19 protein-coding genes are annotated in these 18,446 nt (G+C 64.8%); 12 read left to right on the top strand and 7 right to left on the bottom strand.

Going from position 1 to position 18,446, the window contains the following annotated elements:
• Window positions 1–19: 19 nt before the first annotated feature.
• Together ACE103_RS29390 and ACE103_RS29385 are read right to left on the bottom strand one after the other, a co-directional pair.
• A complete protein-coding gene (locus ACE103_RS29390) occupies window positions 20–835 on the bottom strand; it encodes a class I SAM-dependent methyltransferase (RefSeq protein ID WP_375775895.1) in 816 nt (271 codons plus the stop codon).
• The gene (locus ACE103_RS29385) at window positions 819–1,244 is read right to left on the bottom strand and encodes a hypothetical protein (RefSeq protein WP_375775894.1); all 426 of its coding nucleotides are present in this window, start codon (window positions 1,242–1,244) and stop codon (window positions 819–821) included. Before ACE103_RS29385 ends, ACE103_RS29390 begins: the two co-directional genes overlap by 17 nt.
• Between ACE103_RS29385 and ACE103_RS29380 the strand changes: the two genes are divergently transcribed.
• The 5 genes from ACE103_RS29380 (at window position 1,243) to ACE103_RS29360 (ending at window position 6,523) form a co-directional block, all read left to right on the top strand.
• Window positions 1,243–2,679: an FAD-dependent oxidoreductase gene (locus tag ACE103_RS29380; protein WP_375775893.1), complete on the top strand. Its 1,437-nt coding sequence runs from the start codon at window positions 1,243–1,245 to the stop codon at window positions 2,677–2,679. The genes ACE103_RS29385 and ACE103_RS29380 overlap by 2 nt on opposite strands.
• A 111-nt stretch (window positions 2,680–2,790) precedes the next feature.
• The gene (locus tag ACE103_RS29375; RefSeq protein WP_375775892.1) at window positions 2,791–3,720 is read left to right on the top strand and encodes a TauD/TfdA dioxygenase family protein; all 930 of its coding nucleotides are present in this window, start codon (window positions 2,791–2,793) and stop codon (window positions 3,718–3,720) included.
• A gap of 28 nt (window positions 3,721–3,748) precedes the next feature.
• Window positions 3,749–4,804 (top strand): ABC transporter substrate-binding protein, encoded by a 1,056-nt coding sequence (locus ACE103_RS29370; protein WP_375775891.1) that lies wholly within the window; start codon window positions 3,749–3,751, stop codon window positions 4,802–4,804.
• Window positions 4,801–5,664, top strand: a complete 864-nt coding sequence (locus ACE103_RS29365) for an ABC transporter ATP-binding protein (protein ID WP_375775890.1) — start codon at window positions 4,801–4,803, stop codon at window positions 5,662–5,664. The genes ACE103_RS29370 and ACE103_RS29365 overlap by 4 nt, the downstream gene beginning before the upstream one ends.
• Window positions 5,657–6,523, top strand: coding sequence for an ABC transporter permease (locus ACE103_RS29360; RefSeq protein ID WP_375775889.1), 867 nt, complete (start codon window positions 5,657–5,659; stop codon window positions 6,521–6,523). Before ACE103_RS29365 ends, ACE103_RS29360 begins: the two co-directional genes overlap by 8 nt.
• Here the strand turns inward: ACE103_RS29360 and epsC are convergent.
• The 3 genes from epsC to ACE103_RS29345 are packed head-to-tail and all read right to left on the bottom strand — an operon-like array spanning window position 6,520 to window position 9,344.
• Window positions 6,520–7,485 (bottom strand): serine O-acetyltransferase EpsC, encoded by a 966-nt coding sequence (gene epsC / locus ACE103_RS29355; protein WP_374707987.1) that lies wholly within the window; start codon window positions 7,483–7,485, stop codon window positions 6,520–6,522. The two genes, ACE103_RS29360 and epsC, sit on opposite strands and share 4 nt — an antisense overlap.
• A 17-nt stretch (window positions 7,486–7,502) precedes the next feature.
• Window positions 7,503–8,075, bottom strand: a complete 573-nt coding sequence (locus ACE103_RS29350) for a flavin reductase family protein (protein WP_375775888.1) — start codon at window positions 8,073–8,075, stop codon at window positions 7,503–7,505.
• Window positions 8,076–8,114: 39 nt separating this feature from the next.
• A complete protein-coding gene (locus ACE103_RS29345; protein ID WP_375775887.1) occupies window positions 8,115–9,344 on the bottom strand; it encodes an acyl-CoA dehydrogenase family protein in 1,230 nt (409 codons plus the stop codon).
• Between the two features lie 260 nt (window positions 9,345–9,604).
• Between ACE103_RS29345 and ACE103_RS29340 the strand changes: the two genes are divergently transcribed.
• On the top strand, window positions 9,605–10,693 hold the full coding sequence (locus ACE103_RS29340) for an LLM class flavin-dependent oxidoreductase (RefSeq protein WP_375775886.1): 1,089 nt from the start codon (window positions 9,605–9,607) through the stop codon (window positions 10,691–10,693).
• Window positions 10,694–10,697: 4 nt separating this feature from the next.
• On the opposite strand, the gene ACE103_RS29335 is transcribed toward ACE103_RS29340, so the two are convergent.
• Window positions 10,698–12,038 (bottom strand): LLM class flavin-dependent oxidoreductase, encoded by a 1,341-nt coding sequence (locus tag ACE103_RS29335; protein ID WP_375775885.1) that lies wholly within the window; start codon window positions 12,036–12,038, stop codon window positions 10,698–10,700.
• A 23-nt stretch (window positions 12,039–12,061) separates the two neighbouring features.
• Between ACE103_RS29335 and ACE103_RS29330 the strand changes: the two genes are divergently transcribed.
• The 6 genes from ACE103_RS29330 (at window position 12,062) to ACE103_RS29305 (ending at window position 16,970) form a co-directional block, all read left to right on the top strand.
• Window positions 12,062–12,271 (top strand): hypothetical protein, encoded by a 210-nt coding sequence (locus ACE103_RS29330; protein WP_375775884.1) that lies wholly within the window; start codon window positions 12,062–12,064, stop codon window positions 12,269–12,271.
• A gap of 81 nt (window positions 12,272–12,352) precedes the next feature.
• On the top strand, window positions 12,353–13,981 hold the full coding sequence (locus ACE103_RS29325) for an FAD-dependent oxidoreductase (protein ID WP_375775883.1): 1,629 nt from the start codon (window positions 12,353–12,355) through the stop codon (window positions 13,979–13,981).
• Entirely contained in the window at window positions 13,978–14,298 is a 321-nt protein-coding gene (locus ACE103_RS29320; RefSeq protein WP_375775882.1) for a 4Fe-4S binding protein, read from the top strand. The genes ACE103_RS29325 and ACE103_RS29320 overlap by 4 nt, the downstream gene beginning before the upstream one ends.
• 48 nt (window positions 14,299–14,346) lie before the next feature.
• Entirely contained in the window at window positions 14,347–15,471 is a 1,125-nt protein-coding gene (locus tag ACE103_RS29315) for a methionine ABC transporter ATP-binding protein (protein WP_375775881.1), read from the top strand.
• Window positions 15,461–16,126, top strand: a complete 666-nt coding sequence (locus tag ACE103_RS29310) for a methionine ABC transporter permease (RefSeq protein WP_097675480.1) — start codon at window positions 15,461–15,463, stop codon at window positions 16,124–16,126. Before ACE103_RS29315 ends, ACE103_RS29310 begins: the two co-directional genes overlap by 11 nt.
• 49 nt (window positions 16,127–16,175) lie before the next feature.
• Window positions 16,176–16,970: a MetQ/NlpA family ABC transporter substrate-binding protein gene (locus ACE103_RS29305; RefSeq protein WP_375775880.1), complete on the top strand. Its 795-nt coding sequence runs from the start codon at window positions 16,176–16,178 to the stop codon at window positions 16,968–16,970.
• Window positions 16,971–17,013: 43 nt separating this feature from the next.
• Here the strand turns inward: ACE103_RS29305 and ACE103_RS29300 are convergent, their stop codons facing one another.
• Complete coding sequence (locus ACE103_RS29300) at window positions 17,014–18,417, bottom strand: LLM class flavin-dependent oxidoreductase (RefSeq protein ID WP_375775879.1); 1,404 nt, start codon at window positions 18,415–18,417, stop codon at window positions 17,014–17,016.
• Window positions 18,418–18,446: the final 29 nt, after the last annotated feature.

The following is an 18,446-nucleotide window of genomic DNA, read 5'->3' as shown; positions in this document are numbered from 1 at the left end:
TCGCGGAATGGTGGGGTGATCAGTTGCCGGTTGAAGGCTTGTGTGCAAACGCGAAACGCAGGTAACGCTCCAGAGGCAGCCCTTCCGGTGTTCGTTTCGTTTCGACGAGGCGGGCAAACGCGTCGCGGATCTGTTCGCGTTCGGACGGTGAGAACGCCTCGAGGAAGTTGCCGAAGGCGCTGGCTTCCGACCATCGGAGCAGTGAATTGACGTCCTCGTGCACGTCGGTCAGCGTGCGCAGCTCGCTGCGGTAAGCGGCGAAGCCGCCGGCCGCGAACAGTGACCTGAGTTCTTCACCGGTCAGGCCGAGCACCGGATTGGAATCCTGGCGATGATCGGTGAGTCCGGTTTCCGTGATGGCCCGGCGCAGCAGCACGCGGGACTGATGCGGACGGGATGGGTCCTGCACGTTGAGCCCGAGGCGGCCGCCGGGCTTCAGCACACGATGGATTTCCTGCAAGGCGCCGCGCTTGTCGGCAATCCAATGCAAGACGCTGTTGAGATAGACCGCATCGAATTGGCCGTCGTCGAAGCGTGAGAGGTCTTCGGCCCGGCCCGTGCTGAATTGAAGATGATCCGACTGCCGAAGTCGCGCGATCTCGATGCGGCCGGGGAGCGGGTCGATCCCGATCACCCGGCCGTTCGGTTCGACCAGGCCGGCGACGAATTCGGCGAGGCGGCCGGTGCCCGTCCCGATATCGAGGACATGCTCGCCGGTCCTGATCGCCAATGGCCCGATCAGGAACTTGCCGTGACGGAACTGAACCAGCCCCGCTTCATCATAAGAGCGAGCCAGCTCGGGCGTATCGTGTTCGAGGCTAATGACACCACTCATTTGCGGCGAGTCCTATCGTCGATGATTGCAACGCTGTGTGCACTTCGGCGTGCGAGCGACGCTTGGACTCTACGTCGGTGATCGCAAACCTGTCGATGAAATGAACTTGCATTGTTGCGTCGGAAGCCAGCATGAAGCTTGTGAGTTGATCGGCGATGATAGACGAGTGCATCCGTCGCGAAGAAATCAGCGGGGCGTTCGTGCCGTTTTCGCGTGTCAGGCGCTTCAGTCGTTCTGGTCTCGCACGCTGAAACGGCGAGGAAAGCGACGGTCGTCGCAAATATTTCAACGGCTGCGTCGGCCACGAAGCGATCATTGCTCGCCGCGGAAAACAAAGCTGGTTTCGTTTCATTGACTGGCGATCGATCGCTTTTACGATTTGCAACGTCAAAGCGAGGCCGATCATCATGCCGCAAACCGACCCCGACAGTATTGCCCGTGAGGCGTTGCGCCTGATCGGACCCGATCCGCAAAACTGGGTGCCCGATCTGGATGGGATCGATCACAACGTGGTCGTCGTCGGCGGTGGACAATCCGGCTCGGCGTTTGCGTTTGCGCTTCGGCGGGCAGGGATCGGGAGGGTCTCGGTGATCGATGCCGCGGCCGGCGGGACTGAGTCGGGCGTGTGGTTGACGAGCGCGCGCATGCATAAGCTTCGGACGCCGAAGTCCCTGCCGGGCCCGGAGCTTGGTCTGGCCGGTCTCGGGTTCCAGGCGTGGTACGAGGCGCGTTACGGTGCAGCCGCCTATGAAGCGCTCGATCGTATTTTGCGGCTCGACTGGGCGGCCTATCTCGATTGGTACCGTAAGGTCACCGGTGTCGAGGTCCGTTACGCGACGCGGCTGGTTCTGATCGAACCGGCGGGAGGGCATCTGCGGCTGCATCTGGAGCAAGGCGGCCGCGTGACGGTCGAGACCGCGCGGAAGCTGGTGCTTGCGACCGGCTTTGCCGGAGGTGGCGGCGCCATTATTCCGGACGCGCTGCGCAATCTGCCGAAACAGATTCATGCGCATACTTCCGAAAGGATCGACTTCAGGTCGCTGAGGGGCCGATCGGTCGCGGTGATTGGAAGCGCCGCGTCGGCGTTCGATGCCGCTGCCGTCGCGCTGGAAGCCGGAGCGCGCGACGTTCACCTCTATGCGCGGCGCGGGACGCTGGCCTCGCTCCCGGTGATCCGGATCCGCGGCTATCCGGGCGCCTACGACAATTTCGGGGCCCTGCCGGATGCCGTGCGCTGGCAGCAGGCGATCCGCTTCCGCGCGGCAGGCTCGACCCCGCCGCCGGATGCGATCTCGCGCGCCGTCGCGTTTCCCAATTTCCATCTTCATCTCGGCGCGCCGTGGCAGGCGGTGCGGCTCGAGGGCGGGCGTCCCGTCGCGGTGACGCCGCAGGGCGAATTCGGTTTCGACTTTGCCATCGCCGGTACCGGATATGCTGTGGACCTCGGCGCGCAGGCCGAGCTTCGCGAACTTGCGGATGAGATCCTGCTGTGGCGCGACCGCTTCACGCCGCGTGACCAGGACAGGGATGAGACTCTCGCGGCGTATCCCTATCTGGGATCGGGGCACGAATATCTGGAGAAGGAGCCCGGTCGCGCGCCGTTCCTGAAGAACATCCATGTCTTCAACCCGGCGGCCTTCGTCAGCTTCGGCCTGCCGGTCGGCGATGTCCCGAGCTTCAAGCGCGACATTCCCGCGGTTGTGGCGCGGATCAGCCGCGATCTGTTCCTGGCCGATCTGGCGGCGCATGAGGCGCGCATCAATGGACCGATCGCCGACGATTTTGCTGCCGAGCTTTATGCGCCGGCGGTCTGGCGTCCACCGGAGCACGTCGCGGCCGAATAGAGCCCACACCATCAAGCCGGTTTGCAAGCCGGTCCGTTTGTCTCCGCCGTCGTTCCCGCGACCGGCGCATGGCGGAGCCTTGTCCTGGGAGATCGCGGTGAGAGCACGATCATGAGCAACACGACTGTCATCGATAACGTCATTCCGCGCGCTGATATCGTCAAGCGTGCGGCGAGGCTCGGAGCGGAGATCAGGAATGTCCTGCTGTCGGGTGATCTGTCCGACGAGGTGATCCGCGCCATCAACCAGGTGCTGCTCGAGCACAAGGTGATCTTCTTCCGCGACCAGCAGCATCTCGACGATTCCGAACAGGAACGCTTTGCGGTGCGGCTCGGCAGGCTGGTGCCGCATCCGACGGTCGGCGCGATCAAGGGGACATCCTCGATCCTGGAGCTGGACTCGGGACGCGGCGGCGGCCGCGCCGACCAATGGCACACCGACGTGACGTTCGTCGATGCCTATCCGAAGATCTCGGTGCTGCGCGGCGTCGTGATCCCGCCCTATGGCGGCGACACCGTCTGGTCGAATACGGCCGCGGCCTATCTCGACCTGCCGGCGCCGTTGCAGCGTCTTGCCGACGAGCTTTGGGCGGTTCACAGCAACGCTTATGACTATGCCGTCAAGGCGCGCGCAAGCGAGGCCGACCGCAAGCATTTCGATGAAGTGTTCACCGGCACGATCTATGAGACCGAGCATCCCGTGGTGCGCGTTCACCCCGAGACCGGCGAGCGGACGCTGGTGCTCGGCAATTTCGTGCAGCGCTTCGTCGGTCTGCCGAAATATGACGGCCAGAAGCTGTTCGACCTGTTCCAGTCGCACATCACGGCGCCGGAGAACACCGTGCGCTGGAGCTGGAAGGCCGGCGACGTCGCGATCTGGGATAACCGGGCGACCCAGCACTATGCGGTCAACGACTATGGCGATCAGCACCGCGTGGTGCGCCGCGCCACGATCGACGGCGAAGTGCCGGTGTCGATCGACGGTCGCCACAGCGTGACGCGCATCAAGGCACCGAAGCAGCAGGCCGCGAAGGCGGCATGATCCGGTCGGATCGAGGGGAGTTGCGAACATGAATGCATTGATCCGAATCCTGCGCGCCCCGCGTTTCGCCGCGCGCGCGGCCGCGCGGTTCACGCTGGCCGGCGCCGTGGTGCTCGGGCTGGCGGCTCCGGCTTTTGCCGAGCCACCGCTCGAAAAGACCGAGATTCGCTACCAGGGCTGGGCCGGCCAGGTGACGTTCACGGAACTGGCCGAAGACCTCGGCTATCTCGCGCCGCTGAAGCTGAAATGGGTCGGCAACACCATCAGCGGACCGCAGGACATCCAGACCGTCGTCACCGGCGACATCGACATCGGCGGCGCGTTCTATGGCGCAATTCTCAAGCTGATCGCGGCGAAAGCTCCGATCAAGGCCGTGGTCGGCTATTACGGCTCCGACGCCAACACCTATCAGGGCTACTTCGTCAAGGACGACAGCCCGATCAGGACGGCGCGCGACCTGATCGGCAAGAAGGTCGCGGTCAATACGCTGGGCGCCCATCTCGAATTCGTGCTCCGCGAATATCTGGCACGCAGTGGCCTCAGTGCGAGCGAGGCGAGGCAAGTGACGCTGGTGGCGATACCGCCGGTGACCAGTGAGCAGGCGTTGCGCCAGGGCCAGGTTGAGGTGAGTACGCTCAGCGGCGTGCTGCGCGACAAGGCGTTGGAGCGGGGCGGCATCCATTCGCTGTTCAACGATACCGATCTGTTCGGCCAGTTCACCGGCGGCGCCTATGTGCTGCGCGACAAGTTCGTCAAGGACAATCCCAATGCTTCGCGCAAGCTGGTCGAGGGCATCTCGCGGGCGATCCAATGGGCGCAGACCACGCCGCCGGAAGAAGTCCGAGCCCGTTTCGAACGGATCATTGCCGAACGCAAGCGCAACGAGGACGGCTCCTCGATCAAGTACTGGAAGAGCACTGGCGTCGCGAGCAAAGGCGGCGTGATTTCGGACGCAGAGATCCAGGTGTGGATCGATTGGCTCGTGAAGGATGGGTTGTTCAAGCCCGGCCAGATCAAGGCCTCCGACACCTACACGAACGAGTTCAACTATTTCCGTCCGGGCAAGACGGCGGAGGCGCGATGACGAGCCCGGTCAAGATCCGTTTCGAGCAGGTCTGCAAGGAATTCGTCACGCGAGGCGAGGGCGGCCGCCCTGCGGGCCGTTTCACTGCGCTGGAAGACATCACGCTCGATGTTCGCTCGGGCGAATTCCTCGCTCTAGTCGGACCGAGCGGTTGCGGCAAATCCACCTTGCTCGATTTGCTCGGTGGCCTGACGGCGCCGACCAGCGGCCGCATCCTGCTCGATGGCCGGCCGATCACCGGGCCAGGACGCGACCGCGGCATCGTGTTTCAGCAATACGCGCTGTTTCCGTGGCGGACCGCGGCGCAGAATGTCGAGTTTGGGCTCGATATCGCCGGTCTCAAGGCTGGGCAGCGGCGCGAGGTTGCGCGGCACTTCCTCGACCTGGTCGGGCTGTCCGGTTTTGCCGACCGCTACCCGCACGAACTCTCCGGCGGCATGAAGCAGCGCGTCGCGATCGCAAGGAGCTTCGCTTACGATCCGGAGGTGCTGCTGATGGACGAGCCGTTCGCCGCGCTCGACGCGCAGACGCGCGAAACGCTGCAAGGCGAACTGCTTCGGATCTGGCGCGCCACCGGCAAGACCATCGTCTTCATCACCCACGGCATCGACGAGGCCGTGGTGCTCGGTCAGCGTGTCGCGGTGATGACGTCGCGCCCGGGCCGGATCAAGCAGGTCATCGCCATCCCCGACGTGCTGCGCAGCGAGGCCGAGGACGTGCGTTCGCTGCCGGAGTTCGGTCACGTCAGGCATGAGGTCTGGAGCCTGCTGCGCGAGGAAGTGCAGAAGGCCCAGCAGGGACAGTTGGCCGGCAGCGCGCGTCGCACCGACCGTGAGCTGGAGGAGGCCGCGCATGTCTAGTCTGGAGATGTTGACCCTGCTGGAGCTTGGCTATGGCCGGCGAGAGACCGGTGCGGACGGCCAGGCATCGGCGGCAGTTCGGATGCGCGCTGCCCTTCGCTGGCTGGCCACGGCGGGGCGCCGTTCGCTGCTGCTGATTGCCCTGTTGGCCGCCTGGGAGGCAGTGCCGAGGCTCGGGCTGATCGATGCCGTGTTCCTGCCGCCATTCTCGGAGGTGATCGCGGCCGGCTGGCAGCTTGCGCAAACCGGCGAACTCTACGACGACGTCTCAGCCAGCTTGCTCCGCGCCCTGAGCGGATTTCTGATCTCGGTCGTGTTCATTGTCCCGCTCGGGCTCGTTGTCGGCTGGTACAACAGGCTCGGCGATCTCCTGAACCAGTTCATCGAGATCTGCCGTAACACGGCGCCGCTGGCGTTGCTGCCCGTGTTCATTCTGCTGCTTGGGATCGGCGAATTGTCCAAGGTCACGATGGTGATCTATAGCTGCGCCTGGCCGCTGCTGCTGAACACCATTACCGCGGTGAAGCAGGTCGATCCGCTGCTGATCAAGTCGGCGCGGACCATGGGCGCGACGCCGCAGCAGCTGTTCCGCAAGGTGATCCTGCCCGCCGCGCTTCCGACCATCTTCGTCGGGATTCGCCTCGCCAGCGCGTCGGCCATGCTGGTGCTGGTGGCGTCCGAAATGGTCGGCGCCAAGGCCGGCCTCGGCTATCTCATCATCAACAGCCAGTACAGCTTCCTGATCCCGCAGATGTATTTCGGCATTCTCGGAATCACGGTGATCGGTCTGGCCTTCAATGCCGTTCTCGAGGCGATCGAACGGCACTTCATGCGCTGGAAGGCGCCGGTGGCCAATTAGGAGGAGGCGTTGCTGCCGCCCGGCGTGTTGCGCGCGGTGGCCTGGGTCACCACGCTGTTCGGCGGCACGTCCCGGGTCAGCCAGACATTGCCGCCGACGGTCGAGCCGCGGCCGATCGTGATGCGGCCCAGGATGGTGGCGCCAGCATAGATCACCACGTCGTCCGCGACGATCGGATGACGGGCGTCGCCCTTGATTAGGCTGCCTTCGTCGTCGGTCGGGAAATGCCGCGCGCCGAGCGTAACGGCCTGGTAGATGCGAACATTGTCGCCGATGATCGCGGTTTCCCCGATCACGACGCCGGTGCCGTGATCGATGAAGAAGCCCGAGCCGATGCTGGCGCCGGGATGAATATCGATGCCGGTCCTTGCATGCGCGATCTCCGCCATCAGGCGCGCCACCAGCCGCGCCCCGAGCCGATACAGAAGATGGGCAAGTCGGTGGTGGATGATCGCGGTCATGCCGGGATAGCCGATCAGGATCTCCGGAAAATTTCGCGCCGCCGGATCGCCGACGAACGCCGCGCGCAGATCGTTGACGAGAAGCCCGCGCACTTGCGGCAATTGCGCGGCGAACGCGCGCGTCAATTCGACGGCGTCGTGGCGCTGGAAACCCGGTTCAAGCTCGTCGCCGACGAACAGCGCCGCGCGGTGGATTTGCGCGTGGAGCGAATCCAGCGCGATGCTCAAGGTATTGCCGACAAAATAGTCGATATTCTCGCCGTCGAGATCCGATTGGCCGTAGTGCCGCGGGAACAGCGCCTCGGTCAGTCCGTCGAGGATCGCTTCCAGCGCATCGCGCGATGGGGCGCGCCGCGGATCGCCGTCCCGCCGAATGCTGTGGGTGTCTTCCCTGGAGACGCGCAGCTCGGCAACGATCCGGTCGAGCTGCCAGCGGCCCGGCGGGCTGCCGGCAACGCCGGCCGATGACGGTGGCGACTGCGGCGGCATTTCGCGCTTCATGGTGTGCCTCTCCTGTCCTAGCGGACGTGGGCCAGCGGAATACTGACTTCGGCGAGCAGATCGAGATCAGCCTCGTGATCGATCTGCACATACCGTCCGTTCCAGTAGGTGAGGCCGGACAGGCGGTGCGACACGTCCATGCTTGAAAGCCGACCCACGATGATGCCGTGAGAGTGCCGCTCGATGATCTCCTCCACCTGGCATTCGACCGTGGCAAGCGAATGGTCCAGCAACGGGACGCCGGAAGCGCCAGGGGTCCAGGCCGTTCCGTCGAAACGCTGGCTGCCCTTCAGGCGGCTGTTGCTGAACCGTTCCGCCGACGCCTGCTGGTCCGAGCCGAGAATGTTGACGCCGAAGAGCCGGTGGCGGGCGATCGGCTCGAACGTAGAGGCCTGCCGGTTGATGCTGACCAGGAGCCGAGGTGGCGAGGCACTGAGCGACGTCAGCGAGGTGACGGTCATCCCGGTGATGTCATCGCCGCTTCCCGCCGTGATGACGCAGACGCCGCCGGCGAGGCGGCGCATCACCAGGCGAAACTGCAGCTCGATCTCGTGATCCGCGTCGACCAAATGGATGTCCGGCTTGCTCATCGGGTCTCTCCCTTTTGTCGCCGCCGGATCTGCTTCCGATCAGAAGAAGCCCTTGGCGGGTAGCGGCGTGCCGCTGATCTCATATTGCCCGATCGAGCGGGCCTTGAAGTTGTTCGGGTTGTGCGAGGCCAGGGTCCGCGCGTTGCGCCAGTGGCGGTCGAAATTGGTCGCCTTCTTGGTGGCGGACGCGCCGCCGACATCGAACAGCAGGCTGCCGCTGCGGATCGCGAGCTCATCGGCGACAATCTTGGCTTTGGCCGAGAGCAGCGCGGCCTTGTGCGCGGCGTCGACGGCATTGGCATCGCCGGCGTCGAACGCATCGGTGGCGGCGTCGAGGGCCTCTGCCGCCGCGAGCACCACGGTCTCGGCCGCAAACGCGCCGCTGGCGATCTGGCCGACGGTCTGCTGCAGCAACGGGTCGTCGACCGGAGTCTCGCTCGGTGCATAGTAGAACGTCCGCTTGCGCGATCGCACCAGTTCGGTCGCGTCCTGCAGCACCGCGCGCGCGATGCCGGCATTGATTGCGGTCAGGAACAGCTGCGCGAACGTGTTGGAGTAGGGAATGCCGTAGCCGGCGTCAGGCGCATCGAACACCACCTCCTGGCGCTTGACGCGCACGTTGCGGAAGTGCGTGGTGCCGGTTGCGGTCAGCCGCTGGCCGAGCCCGTCCCAATCGTCGATCAGCTCGATACCCTCGCGCTTGACCGGGATCAGCACCGCCGCATTGGCGCCTGCCGTATCGGCCGTGCGCACCAGCACATAGTCGGAATAGAGCGTGCCGGTGCTGTAGTATTTGGTGCCGTTGAGCAGATAGTCGTCGCCGTCGGCGGTCAGTGTGGTGTTTGGCGTGACATTGCCGACCTTCGGGGTATCGAGTTCGGTGGCCGCGAGCCCGATGATCGCGCCGTCGGCGACGGCCTTTTGCCACTGCCGGTGCTGCTCGTCCCTGGGACGGCGCACCAGCCGTTCGACCACGCTGAAATGGTTGCGCAGGATATGCGCGACGTTGGCGTCGGCGGCGCCGAGCCGGATCACGAGTTCGAACAGCGTGCGGATCGACGCGCCCGCGCCACCGACATCTACAGGAAGCCGTAGTGCGCCCAGACGCGCCTTGCGAATGAGATCGACCTCGGCGAAGGGCAGGATACGTTCGCGCTCGCGTTGACTGGCGCCCTCGGCGATGCGGCTCAGCAGCGCATCGATGTCGGGGGATTGGCTATCCAGGCGATCGGACGGCTGCAACGAGGTGGCGGATACGGGCTTGTTCATGGATGTCGGCCTGGAATGATGATTTTGCTCAGTTGCGCGTTCGTCAGCGGTCGGACTGGCATTGTTCAGATGCTGCAAACTGTCCCACGATTTTTCGCCAACAGAAATAGAGCGGTATTTCAATTGTCGTGAGATTTGGAGTTTTCTGATTTGTCCGCGCGCGCGGCGCGGCAAGGAAAATCTTTTGATGTGACGTTGCTTGATCTCCAGCCGCGTCTTCGTGAAAAGCAAAGCGACAAAGCGCAATTCGGAGATCGCCAATGACGATACGACCGCTTCGCTTCGGGATCTGGGCGCTGGTGCACGGTTCGCGCGCTGCCTATCAAGATACCGAGGAGCCCTATGATGCATCGTGGGAACGCAATCGCGACCTCGTGATCGCGGCCGAAAGGCTCGGCTACGACTCCACGCTCATCGCGCAGCACACCATCAATCCGCATCAGGAGGATCTTGATCAGCTCGAGGCCTGGAGCGCCGCCGCCGCACTTGCCGCGCTGACCAGCCGGATCGAGATCATCGCCGCCACCAAGCCCTATCTCTATCATCCGGTCGTGCTGGCGAAGCTTGCGCTCGGGATCGAGAACATCAGCCGCGGCCGCTTCGCGATCAATCTGGTCAATGCCTGGAACCGGCCCGAGCTCGACAAGGCCGGCATCGGCTTTGCGGAGCATGACGCCCGCTATGCCTACGGCCGCGAGTGGATCACCGTGGTGTCGCGCCTGATGCAGGGTGAGCGGCTGACCTACAAGGGTGAGCATTTCGATGTCAGGGACTATTTGTTGCGGCCTGGCAGCCTCTACCGGCCGCGGCCATTGATCTATGTCGGGGGCGAGTCCGAGCCGGCGCGCGCCCTGGTTGCCGACCACGGCGATGTCTGGTTCATCAACGGACAGCCGCTCGACGACGTCGCCGGCCTGATCGCCGACGTGGCTGCGCGGCCGCGAGCCACGGCACCGCTGCGCTTCGGGCTTTCCGCCTTCGTGATCGCGCGCCAGACCCGGGCCGAGGCCGAGGTGGCCTACCAGCGGCTGCTCGATCTCTCCAGATTGGATGCGCCGATCAAGGCGATCCAAAAGCAGAACACCGATCCCAAGGTGGTGATGATGCAGACGATGCAGAAGTCGGCGCGGGTCGGCAGCAATGGCGGCACGGCTGCGGGATTGGTCGGGAGCTATGAAGAGGTGGCGGCCCGCATTCGTGGCTTCCATGCCGCCGGCATCGAGCTCTTCATGTTGCAGTTCCAGCCGTTCGAGGCGGAGATGGAGCGCTTTGCGAAGGAGATCATCCCGCGCGTTCGTGCGAAGTTACCCGCCGCTGGCGATCCGGCACAGCTGGCCGGCTCGCGCTGATGCGTCAGGCGCTCGTGGCGGTCGCCGGTTGTCGCGCAAAGCGGCTGACCGGCCGCGGCAATCCAAAATGCTCGCGCAGGGTGGTGCCAGCGTAGTCGTGCCGGAACAACCCCCGTTGCTGCAGGATCGGCACCACGGTGTCGACGAACACGTCCAACCCGGTCGGCAATACGTCCGGCATCAGGTTGAAGCCGTCGGCCGCGCCCGCCTTGAACCAGGCCTCGATGTCGTCGGCGATCTGCTCGGGTGTGCCGACGATGATCCGGTGGCCGACGCCGCCACCGAGGGCGCGCAGCAATTGACGGACGGTGAGATTGCCACGGCGCGCGATGTTGACCGTTCCCTGAAACATGGTGTGGTTGGCGTTGGCCGGTAGCGGCAGAGGATCGGGCAGCGGCTTGTCGAGCTCAAGAGTTGTCGGGTCGACCTGCAATGTGCCGGCCAGTCGCGCAAGGCTGTATTCGATCGGAACCAGCTCCCAGAGCTCGTCTTGCCGGCGCCTGGCTTCCGCTTCCGTGCTGCCGATGACGGTCGCGAGCCCCGGCAGAATCACGATGGAGCTTCCGGCGCGGCCGTACGTGGCAGCCCTGGCACGCAGATCGCGCGCATAGGCGACGCCTTCGTCGATCGTTTGCGCAAGCGTGAACACCGCGTCGGCCTGCGCGGCGGCGAGGTCGCGGCCGTCGCTCGATCCGCCGGCCTGAACGGTGACGGGACGTCCCTGCGGCGAACGCGGTACGTTCAGTGGACCGGCCACGCTGTAGTGGGTGCCGCGATGTCCGATCGGGTGGACTTTTGATGTATCGACGAACCGCGCCGCCTCCTTGTCGCCGACAAAGGCATCGTCTTCCCAGCTGTCCCACAACGCATGGACGACTTCGGCGAACTCCTTGGCACGGTCGTAGCGCGCCTTGTGCTCGAGCACGGTGGGAAGGCCGAAGTTGCTGCTGGCTGCGGCATCGGCCGTGGTCACGGCGTTCCAGCCGGCGCGGCCGCCGCTCACCAGATCCAGCGTCGCGAAGCGGCGCGCGATGTTGTACGGCTCGTTGTACGTGGTCGACGCTGTTGCGATCAGCCCGATATGGCTGGTCGCGGCGGCGACGGTTGCCAGCACGATGGTCGGCTCCAGCGACATGAACGAGCGGTAGTCGATGCGGTCGGTGATGGCGGGCGTGTCGGCCAGGAAGATCGCATCGAGCTTGCCGCGCTCCGCGATCTGGGCAACGCGCACGTAGTGGCCGACGTCGAAACAGGCGCGCGGGTCGCTGTGCGGCAGCCGCCAGGCCGACGCGTAGACGCCGGAATGCAGGAGATTGACGTTGAGGTGAAGCTGACGATGGGACATGGCGGCCGTATCTGCGATGATGCTTGTCGCTAGATATCGACATGATGCGCGCGGGAAAATGCATCGCGGCGCGGAGCAGGCAAAAAGAAATATCCGTCCCCGCCGGCGCGCCTTGTGCGCAAGCTCGTGTCGCGTTGTTCGTCGATGACGCAACATCCGGCATGCGGCGACACGAATTTTCTTTGCGCGGCAAGGCAGGTGAAAGCTTCGTCCAACTCTCCGCAAATATCTGAAATTGCCAGTCGGGCTGGCGCGCGCAACGATGTGTCGTGGCGTGCCCTGCGCCGTGACCGATCCGCCCGGAGTTTTCCATGATGCCGAACCCGTCTCATCGCGCCGAACGCTTGTCCGCGCCTGAAGGCTCGGTCGCGTTCGAGGCCGACGTGCTGGTGATTGGTGGCGGCCCCGCGGGGACCTGGGCCGCGGTCAGCGCCGCCGAGCGCGGCGCGCGGGTGGTGCTGGCCGACAAGGGATTTTGCGGCACCTCGGGCGCCACCGCCGCGGCGGGAACGGGCGTCTGGTACATCGATCCGGATCCGGCCCTGCGCGAGGCCGCGATGGCCAATCGCGAGAAGATGGGCGGCTATCTCCAGGATCGCCGCTGGATGGCGCGCGTGCTCGACAGCACCTATCAGCACAGCAATCGCCTGGCCGATTGGGGATATCCCTATCCGGTGGACGGCCGCGGCAAGTCGCAGCGCAACTCGCTGCAAGGCCCCGAATATATGCGCCTGATGCGCAAGCGTACCAAGCAGGCCGGCGTCACCATTCTCGACCACAGCCCGGCGCTTGAACTGCTCGTCGACGACGACGGGGCCGTCGCCGGCGCCAGCGGCGTGCGGCGGCAGAAGCAGGATCGTTGGACGGTGCGGGCCAAGGCGGTCGTGATTGCCACCGGCGGCTGTGCATTCCTCAGCAAGACGCTCGGCTCGAACGTGCTGACCGGCGACGGCTATCTGATGGCCGCGGAGGTCGGTGCCGAATTCACCAGCATGGAGTTCTGCAACCCCTATGCGATCTCGCCGGCATTCGGCTCGGTGACCAAGACGTTGTTCTACGGCTGGGCCAGCTTCACCTATGACGACGGCAGCGTGGTGCCCGGCGCGGCGTCGAAGGGCGGGCGATCGGCGATTGCGCGTGCCCTGCTCGAGGGCCCGGTCTATGCCCGGCTGGACAAGGCGGATGACGATGTGCGGCATCACATGCGCGTATCGCAGCCGAACTTCTTCCTGCCGTTCGATCGCACCGGGATCGATCCCTTCAAGGATCGCTTTCCGGTCACGCTGCGGCTGGAGGGGACCGTCAGGGGTACCGGCGGCCTTCGTATTGTTGACGACAGTTGCGCCACCAGCGTGCCGGGGCTCTATGCCGCCGGCGACGCCGCGACGCGCGAACTGATCTGTGGTGGCTTCACCGGCGGTGGCAGCCACAATGCCGCCTGGGCGATGTCGTCGGGAGCCTGGGCCGGGCAGGGCGCCGCTGACTATGCCACCCAGGTCGGACCGGCTGCCGGGCGCACATTGTCGTCCGCGGGTGCCGTGGCATTTCGAAGCCGGTCGCGCCGTGCATTCGCGCCGGCCGCGCTGGCGAGGGCGGTTCAGGCTGAGGTCTTCCCGTATGAGCTGAATTACTTCCGCGAGGCATCGCGATTGCAGGGTGCGCTCGGGCGTCTCGACGCGGCGTGGCGCGATGTGTCGGAAGCGGACGCTGCCGACACATCCGAGATCGTGCGGGCGCGCGAGGCTGCGGCGATGCTGGCGACCGCGCGGTGGATGTACCGCAGCGCGCTCGCCCGTCAGGAAAGCCGCGGCATGCATCGCCGCGACGACTTCCCCGACCAGGACAGCCGGCAGCGGCATTACGTGACGACCGGCGGCCTCGACGAGATCTGGACCTCGGCCCGGCCCCATGCCGAGGCCGGTTATGCGGAGGCTGCGGAGTGATCGAGGTCATCGACGGCGAGCGCTGTACGTCCTGCGATATCTGTGTCAACGTCTGCCCCACCAACGTGTTTGACAAGACGGACGGAATTCCGGTAATCGCCCGGCAAGGCGACTGCCAGACCTGCTTCCTCTGCGAGCTCTATTGTCCCGAGGATGCGCTCTATGTTTTGCCCTTTGCGGATCAGGCGCAGCCGATCGACCTCGTTGCGCTCAAGCAAACGGACAGCATGGGCAGCTATCGCCGGGCCGTGGGCTGGACCGACGAGACCAGCGATCGCCGCGGCGTCGACCGCAGCTATTTGCTCTTTGGTCATTGAGGCGCGGCCGCGCGCGTGGTGACCAAGACGACCTTATGGACTGACTGAATGAACGTGCATCAATCCATGACGGCTGCGGAACCTGTCGAGACGCTGTTGCCATTGCCGCATCCACCGACCGCGGCCGATGCCATGGTCCGGTTCGAGCAAGTCGCGAAAGCCTACCCGGCCTACCGCGACAAGCCGAGCGTGCAGGCGCTCAAAGACATCGACTTCGCAATTCCGCGCGGCTCGATCACCGGCGTGATCGGGCGGTCCGGTGCCGGCAAGTCAAGCCTGGTGCGGCTGATCAACGGGCTGGAGAAACCATCGAGCGGCCGTGTCGTCGTCGACGGCCGCGATATCTCCGGACTTTCGGGACGTGATCTGCGTCTGGCGCAGCGCTCGATCGGCATGATCTTCCAGCATTTCAATCTGCTCTCGTCGCGCACAGCGGCCGACAATATCGCGCTGCCGCTCGAGATTGCGGGCTGGTCGAGGCGCGACATTGCGGTCCGCGTCGCGGAGCTGCTCGAGCTCGTCGGCATTGCGGACAAATATGATCGCTACCCGTCCGAGCTGTCGGGCGGCCAGAAGCAGCGCATCGGCATCGCCCGTGCGCTGGCGACGCGGCCGAACGTCCTGCTGTCGGACGAGGCGACGTCGGCGCTCGATCCGCAAACAACCCGTTCAATCCTCGATCTCCTCGCCAACATCAATCGCGAGCTTGGCGTCACCATCGTCCTGATCACCCACGAAATGTCGGTGGTACGTCAGCTCGCCAAGGAAGTCGTGGTGATCGACGGCGGTCATATCGTCGAGCGTGGTCACGTCGCCGACATCTTCACCCATCCGGCGAATCCGGTCACCCAGGCATTTCTTTCCGAGGTGATCGGCGACAGCGTTCCGGTGTCGCTTGCAAGCCGCTTGCAGTCACGACCGGTTGCCGACGGTCGCGCCGTCATTCGCGTCCAGGTTCGCGGTGCCGATGCCGGCGACACCATCGTCGCCCGCCTTGCGCGCGAACTCTCGATCGACGTCGCGCTGCTGTCGGCCCGGATCGATGAGATCGGCGGGCAACATGTCGGCTCGCTGTCGCTGGGCATTCCCGGCGGCGAGGCCGCGGCCGACAAGGCGGCATTGTATCTCTCCCAGAACAACCTCCCGGCGGAACGTCTCGGCTATGTCGCGTGAACTCCTCAACCTGATCGTTCAGGCCACCGGCGAAAGCCTGTTCATGGTGTCGATCGCCGCATTGATAGCCACCGCGTTCGGACTTCCGATCGGCGTCTTCCTCGCCACCAGCCGCAAAGGGGAATTGTTCGCTGCGCCGGCGGTCAACAGCGTGCTGGGCATCATCGTCAATGCGACACGCTCGACGCCGTTCATCATCCTCGTGGTCGCCATCATCCCGTTCACGCGCCTGATCGCGGGCACTTCGATTGGCTCGGGCGCGGCGATCGTGCCGCTGACCATCGCCGCGATGCCGTTCATCGCGCGATTGGTTGAGGCCGCGATCCGTGAGGTCGATGCCGGCTTGATCGAGACCGCGTCGTCATTTGGCGCCAGCCCTTTGCAGATCGTGCTCAAGGTTCTCATTCCGGAAGCGCTGCCGGGCCTTGTGCTTGCGCTGACACTCGCAGTCGTCAGCCTGCTCGGCTATTCAGCGATGGTCGGCGCGGTCGGCGGCGGCGGGCTGGGCGACCTCGGAATTCGGTACGGCTACCAGCGTTTCATGCCCGAAATGATGCTCGCGGTCGTCGTCGTCCTGATCGCGCTGGTGCAGACGGTGCAGACGGCCGGCGACTATCTCGCCCGCCGCGTCAACCGCCGCCTGCGCCACCGCTGAGACCGGCCACAATCTCTTCGCGCCCTTTTTTGCAATACTGACAATTCCAGTGGAGACCCAAATGTCGTTTCGTTCCATTGTCGCGTTTGCCAGCGTGCTCACGCTCTGGTCGGCGTCTGTCGCGGCGGAGACCATCAAGATCGGTGTGACGCCGGGGCCGCATGCGCAAATCCTCGAGGCCGTGAAGCCGATCGCGGCAAAGAACGGGCTCGACATCCAGCTGATCGAGTTCTCTGACTATGTGGTGCCGAACGCAGCGCTCGACGCCGGCGATATCCAGGCGAATTCGTTCCAGAACCAGCCTTATCTCGACAACCAGAAGGCCGATCGCGGTTACAAGATCGAGGCGGTGGGGTTGACGGTCAACTTCCCGATCGGCGTCTATTCCAAGAAGCACAAGAGCTGGGCGGAGATTCCGGACGGTGGCAAGGTCTCGATCCCGAACGATCCGACCAATGGCGGCCGCGCCCTGCTGCTGCTGCGCGACAAGGGTGCGATCAAGTTGAAGGACGGCGTCGGGTTCAAGCCGACCGTCCTGGATGTCAGCGACAATCCGAAGAAGCTCAAATTCGTCGAGGTCGATGCGGCCCAGGCGCCTCGTGCGCTCGACGATGTTGATGCCGCAGTGATCAACACGAACTATGCGACCCAGGCCGGCCTCGACCCGGTCAAGGACCCGATCCTGCGCGAGGATCCGAAGGGGCCTTACGTCAACCTGATCGCGGTTCGTGCCGCGGACAAGGACAAGCCGTGGGTCAAGATCCTCGTGGAGAGCTATCACACGGCTGAGGTCAAGGAGTTTGTCCTGACCAAATTCAAGGGCGCCGTGCTGCCGAGCTGGTAGCCGTGGCCGGCGACAACGCGCCGGCCGGAGTCAGGCCGTGACCTTATTCGGCGGCGTCGGAGTGGACTGCGTTCGAGGGCAAGTGCCGGTAGCCTGCGCCGGGATGCGTGGCATGAAGACGCGGTCCGCGCTCGGGGAAGAGTTTTTCCCGCAGCGTGCCTTCGCGATAGGCCGTCTTGTATACGCCGCGTGACTGCAGTTCCGGCACCACGAGGTCGACAAAGGCGTCGAGCGATTCGGGCGCGACGAGGCGGAACAGGTTGAAGCCATCGACGTCGGTGTCTTCCGCCCAGGCGATCAGCTCGTCCGCGACATCCTGGGGCGAGCCGACCACGAAGGGGGATCGTGCGCCGACGCGGCTCAGCGTCGCAAGATCGCCGACCTTGACTGGGCGGTCGCTCCGCAGGGTGAAGTTCTCCACCATCGACTGGATCGCGTTGCTCTCGACATATTGCACCGCCTGGTCGGGGCGATAGGTCGAGAAGTCGATGCCGGTCCAGCCCGAGAGCAGCGCGAGCTGCCCGGTCTGGTCGACATGTGCGGCATAGTCGGCGAGCAGATCTTCGGCTTCCGCCCGGGTCGGCGCGACGATCACGGTCGCGCCGGCGAAGAGGCGGATATCATAGGGATCGCGCCCGAACTCCTTCGCGGCGCTCCTGATGTCGCGGACCGCGCTCGCGAGAATTGGCCTGGTCTGGCCGTTGAGGAAGATTGCCTCGGCATGCCGTGCCGCGAAGGCGCGACCGCGCTTCGAGGTGCCCGCCTGATACAGCAGCGGCGTGCGTTGCGGGGAGGGCTCCGCGAGGTGGATGCCGTCGACCTTGTAGTGAAGCCCTTGATGATGGACGCGATGGATCTTGGAGGGATCGGTGAAGATGCGGGCCGCGCGGTCCCGGCGCACTGCGTCATCCTCCCAGCTGCCCTCCCATAGTTTGTAGCTCGCGGCAAGGAATTCTTCGGCCGCCTCGTAGCGTTCGTCATGGGCGCGGTTCGCATCAAGGCCCATGCCGCGGGCACCGCTGTCGAGATAGCCGGTCACGACGTTCCAGCCGATCCGTCCGTTGGTGAGATGATCGAGCGTCGAGAACCGACGCGCGAGCTGGTAGGGATGTTCATAGGTGAGGTTGGAGGTGATGCCGAAACCGAGATGCCTGGTGACCAGCGCCATGGCGGAGACCAGCAAGGTCGGCTCTGCATTCGGCAATTGAACGGCGTGACGGAGCGCGGTGTCCGGACTGCTTCCGTAGACGTCATAGATGCCGAACACGTCAGCCAGGAAGATGCCGTCGAGCAGTCCTCGCTCGGCGGTCTTGGCATAGTTGACCCAGTAATCGAGCGAGTTGTAGTCGAGCGAGGTGTCGCGCGGATGCGACCACAGGCCGGACCAGTTGTGGCTCGGCGCCATCATGTTGAATGCGTTGAAGCGAAGCTCTCTCGATTTTGTCATCGACCTGTTCCGACAGTTATCGTGTCGGG

This window comes from Bradyrhizobium sp. ma5 (assembly GCF_042258955.1).
Lineage (GTDB): Bacteria > Pseudomonadota > Alphaproteobacteria > Rhizobiales > Xanthobacteraceae > Bradyrhizobium.
Note: the sequence above shows the minus strand (reverse complement) of the source record. Positions and strands in the feature narration are given on the sequence as shown.

Coding starts and splice junctions, on each gene's coding strand:
- ACE103_RS29390 (WP_375775895.1), bottom strand. CDS start 835: ATGAGTGGTGTCATTAGCCTCGAACACGATACGCCCGAGCTGGCTCGC.
- ACE103_RS29380 (WP_375775893.1), top strand. CDS start 1,243: ATGCCGCAAACCGACCCCGACAGTATTGCCCGTGAGGCGTTGCGCCTG.
- ACE103_RS29385 (WP_375775894.1), bottom strand. CDS start 1,244: ATGATGATCGGCCTCGCTTTGACGTTGCAAATCGTAAAAGCGATCGAT.
- ACE103_RS29375 (WP_375775892.1), top strand. CDS start 2,791: ATGAGCAACACGACTGTCATCGATAACGTCATTCCGCGCGCTGATATC.
- ACE103_RS29370 (WP_375775891.1), top strand. CDS start 3,749: ATGAATGCATTGATCCGAATCCTGCGCGCCCCGCGTTTCGCCGCGCGC.
- ACE103_RS29365 (WP_375775890.1), top strand. CDS start 4,801: ATGACGAGCCCGGTCAAGATCCGTTTCGAGCAGGTCTGCAAGGAATTC.
- ACE103_RS29360 (WP_375775889.1), top strand. CDS start 5,657: ATGTCTAGTCTGGAGATGTTGACCCTGCTGGAGCTTGGCTATGGCCGG.
- epsC (WP_374707987.1), bottom strand. CDS start 7,485: ATGAAGCGCGAAATGCCGCCGCAGTCGCCACCGTCATCGGCCGGCGTT.
- ACE103_RS29350 (WP_375775888.1), bottom strand. CDS start 8,075: ATGAGCAAGCCGGACATCCATTTGGTCGACGCGGATCACGAGATCGAG.
- ACE103_RS29345 (WP_375775887.1), bottom strand. CDS start 9,344: ATGAACAAGCCCGTATCCGCCACCTCGTTGCAGCCGTCCGATCGCCTG.
- ACE103_RS29340 (WP_375775886.1), top strand. CDS start 9,605: ATGACGATACGACCGCTTCGCTTCGGGATCTGGGCGCTGGTGCACGGT.
- ACE103_RS29335 (WP_375775885.1), bottom strand. CDS start 12,038: ATGTCCCATCGTCAGCTTCACCTCAACGTCAATCTCCTGCATTCCGGC.
- ACE103_RS29325 (WP_375775883.1), top strand. CDS start 12,353: ATGCCGAACCCGTCTCATCGCGCCGAACGCTTGTCCGCGCCTGAAGGC.
- ACE103_RS29315 (WP_375775881.1), top strand. CDS start 14,347: ATGAACGTGCATCAATCCATGACGGCTGCGGAACCTGTCGAGACGCTG.
- ACE103_RS29310 (WP_097675480.1), top strand. CDS start 15,461: ATGTCGCGTGAACTCCTCAACCTGATCGTTCAGGCCACCGGCGAAAGC.
- ACE103_RS29300 (WP_375775879.1), bottom strand. CDS start 18,417: ATGACAAAATCGAGAGAGCTTCGCTTCAACGCATTCAACATGATGGCG.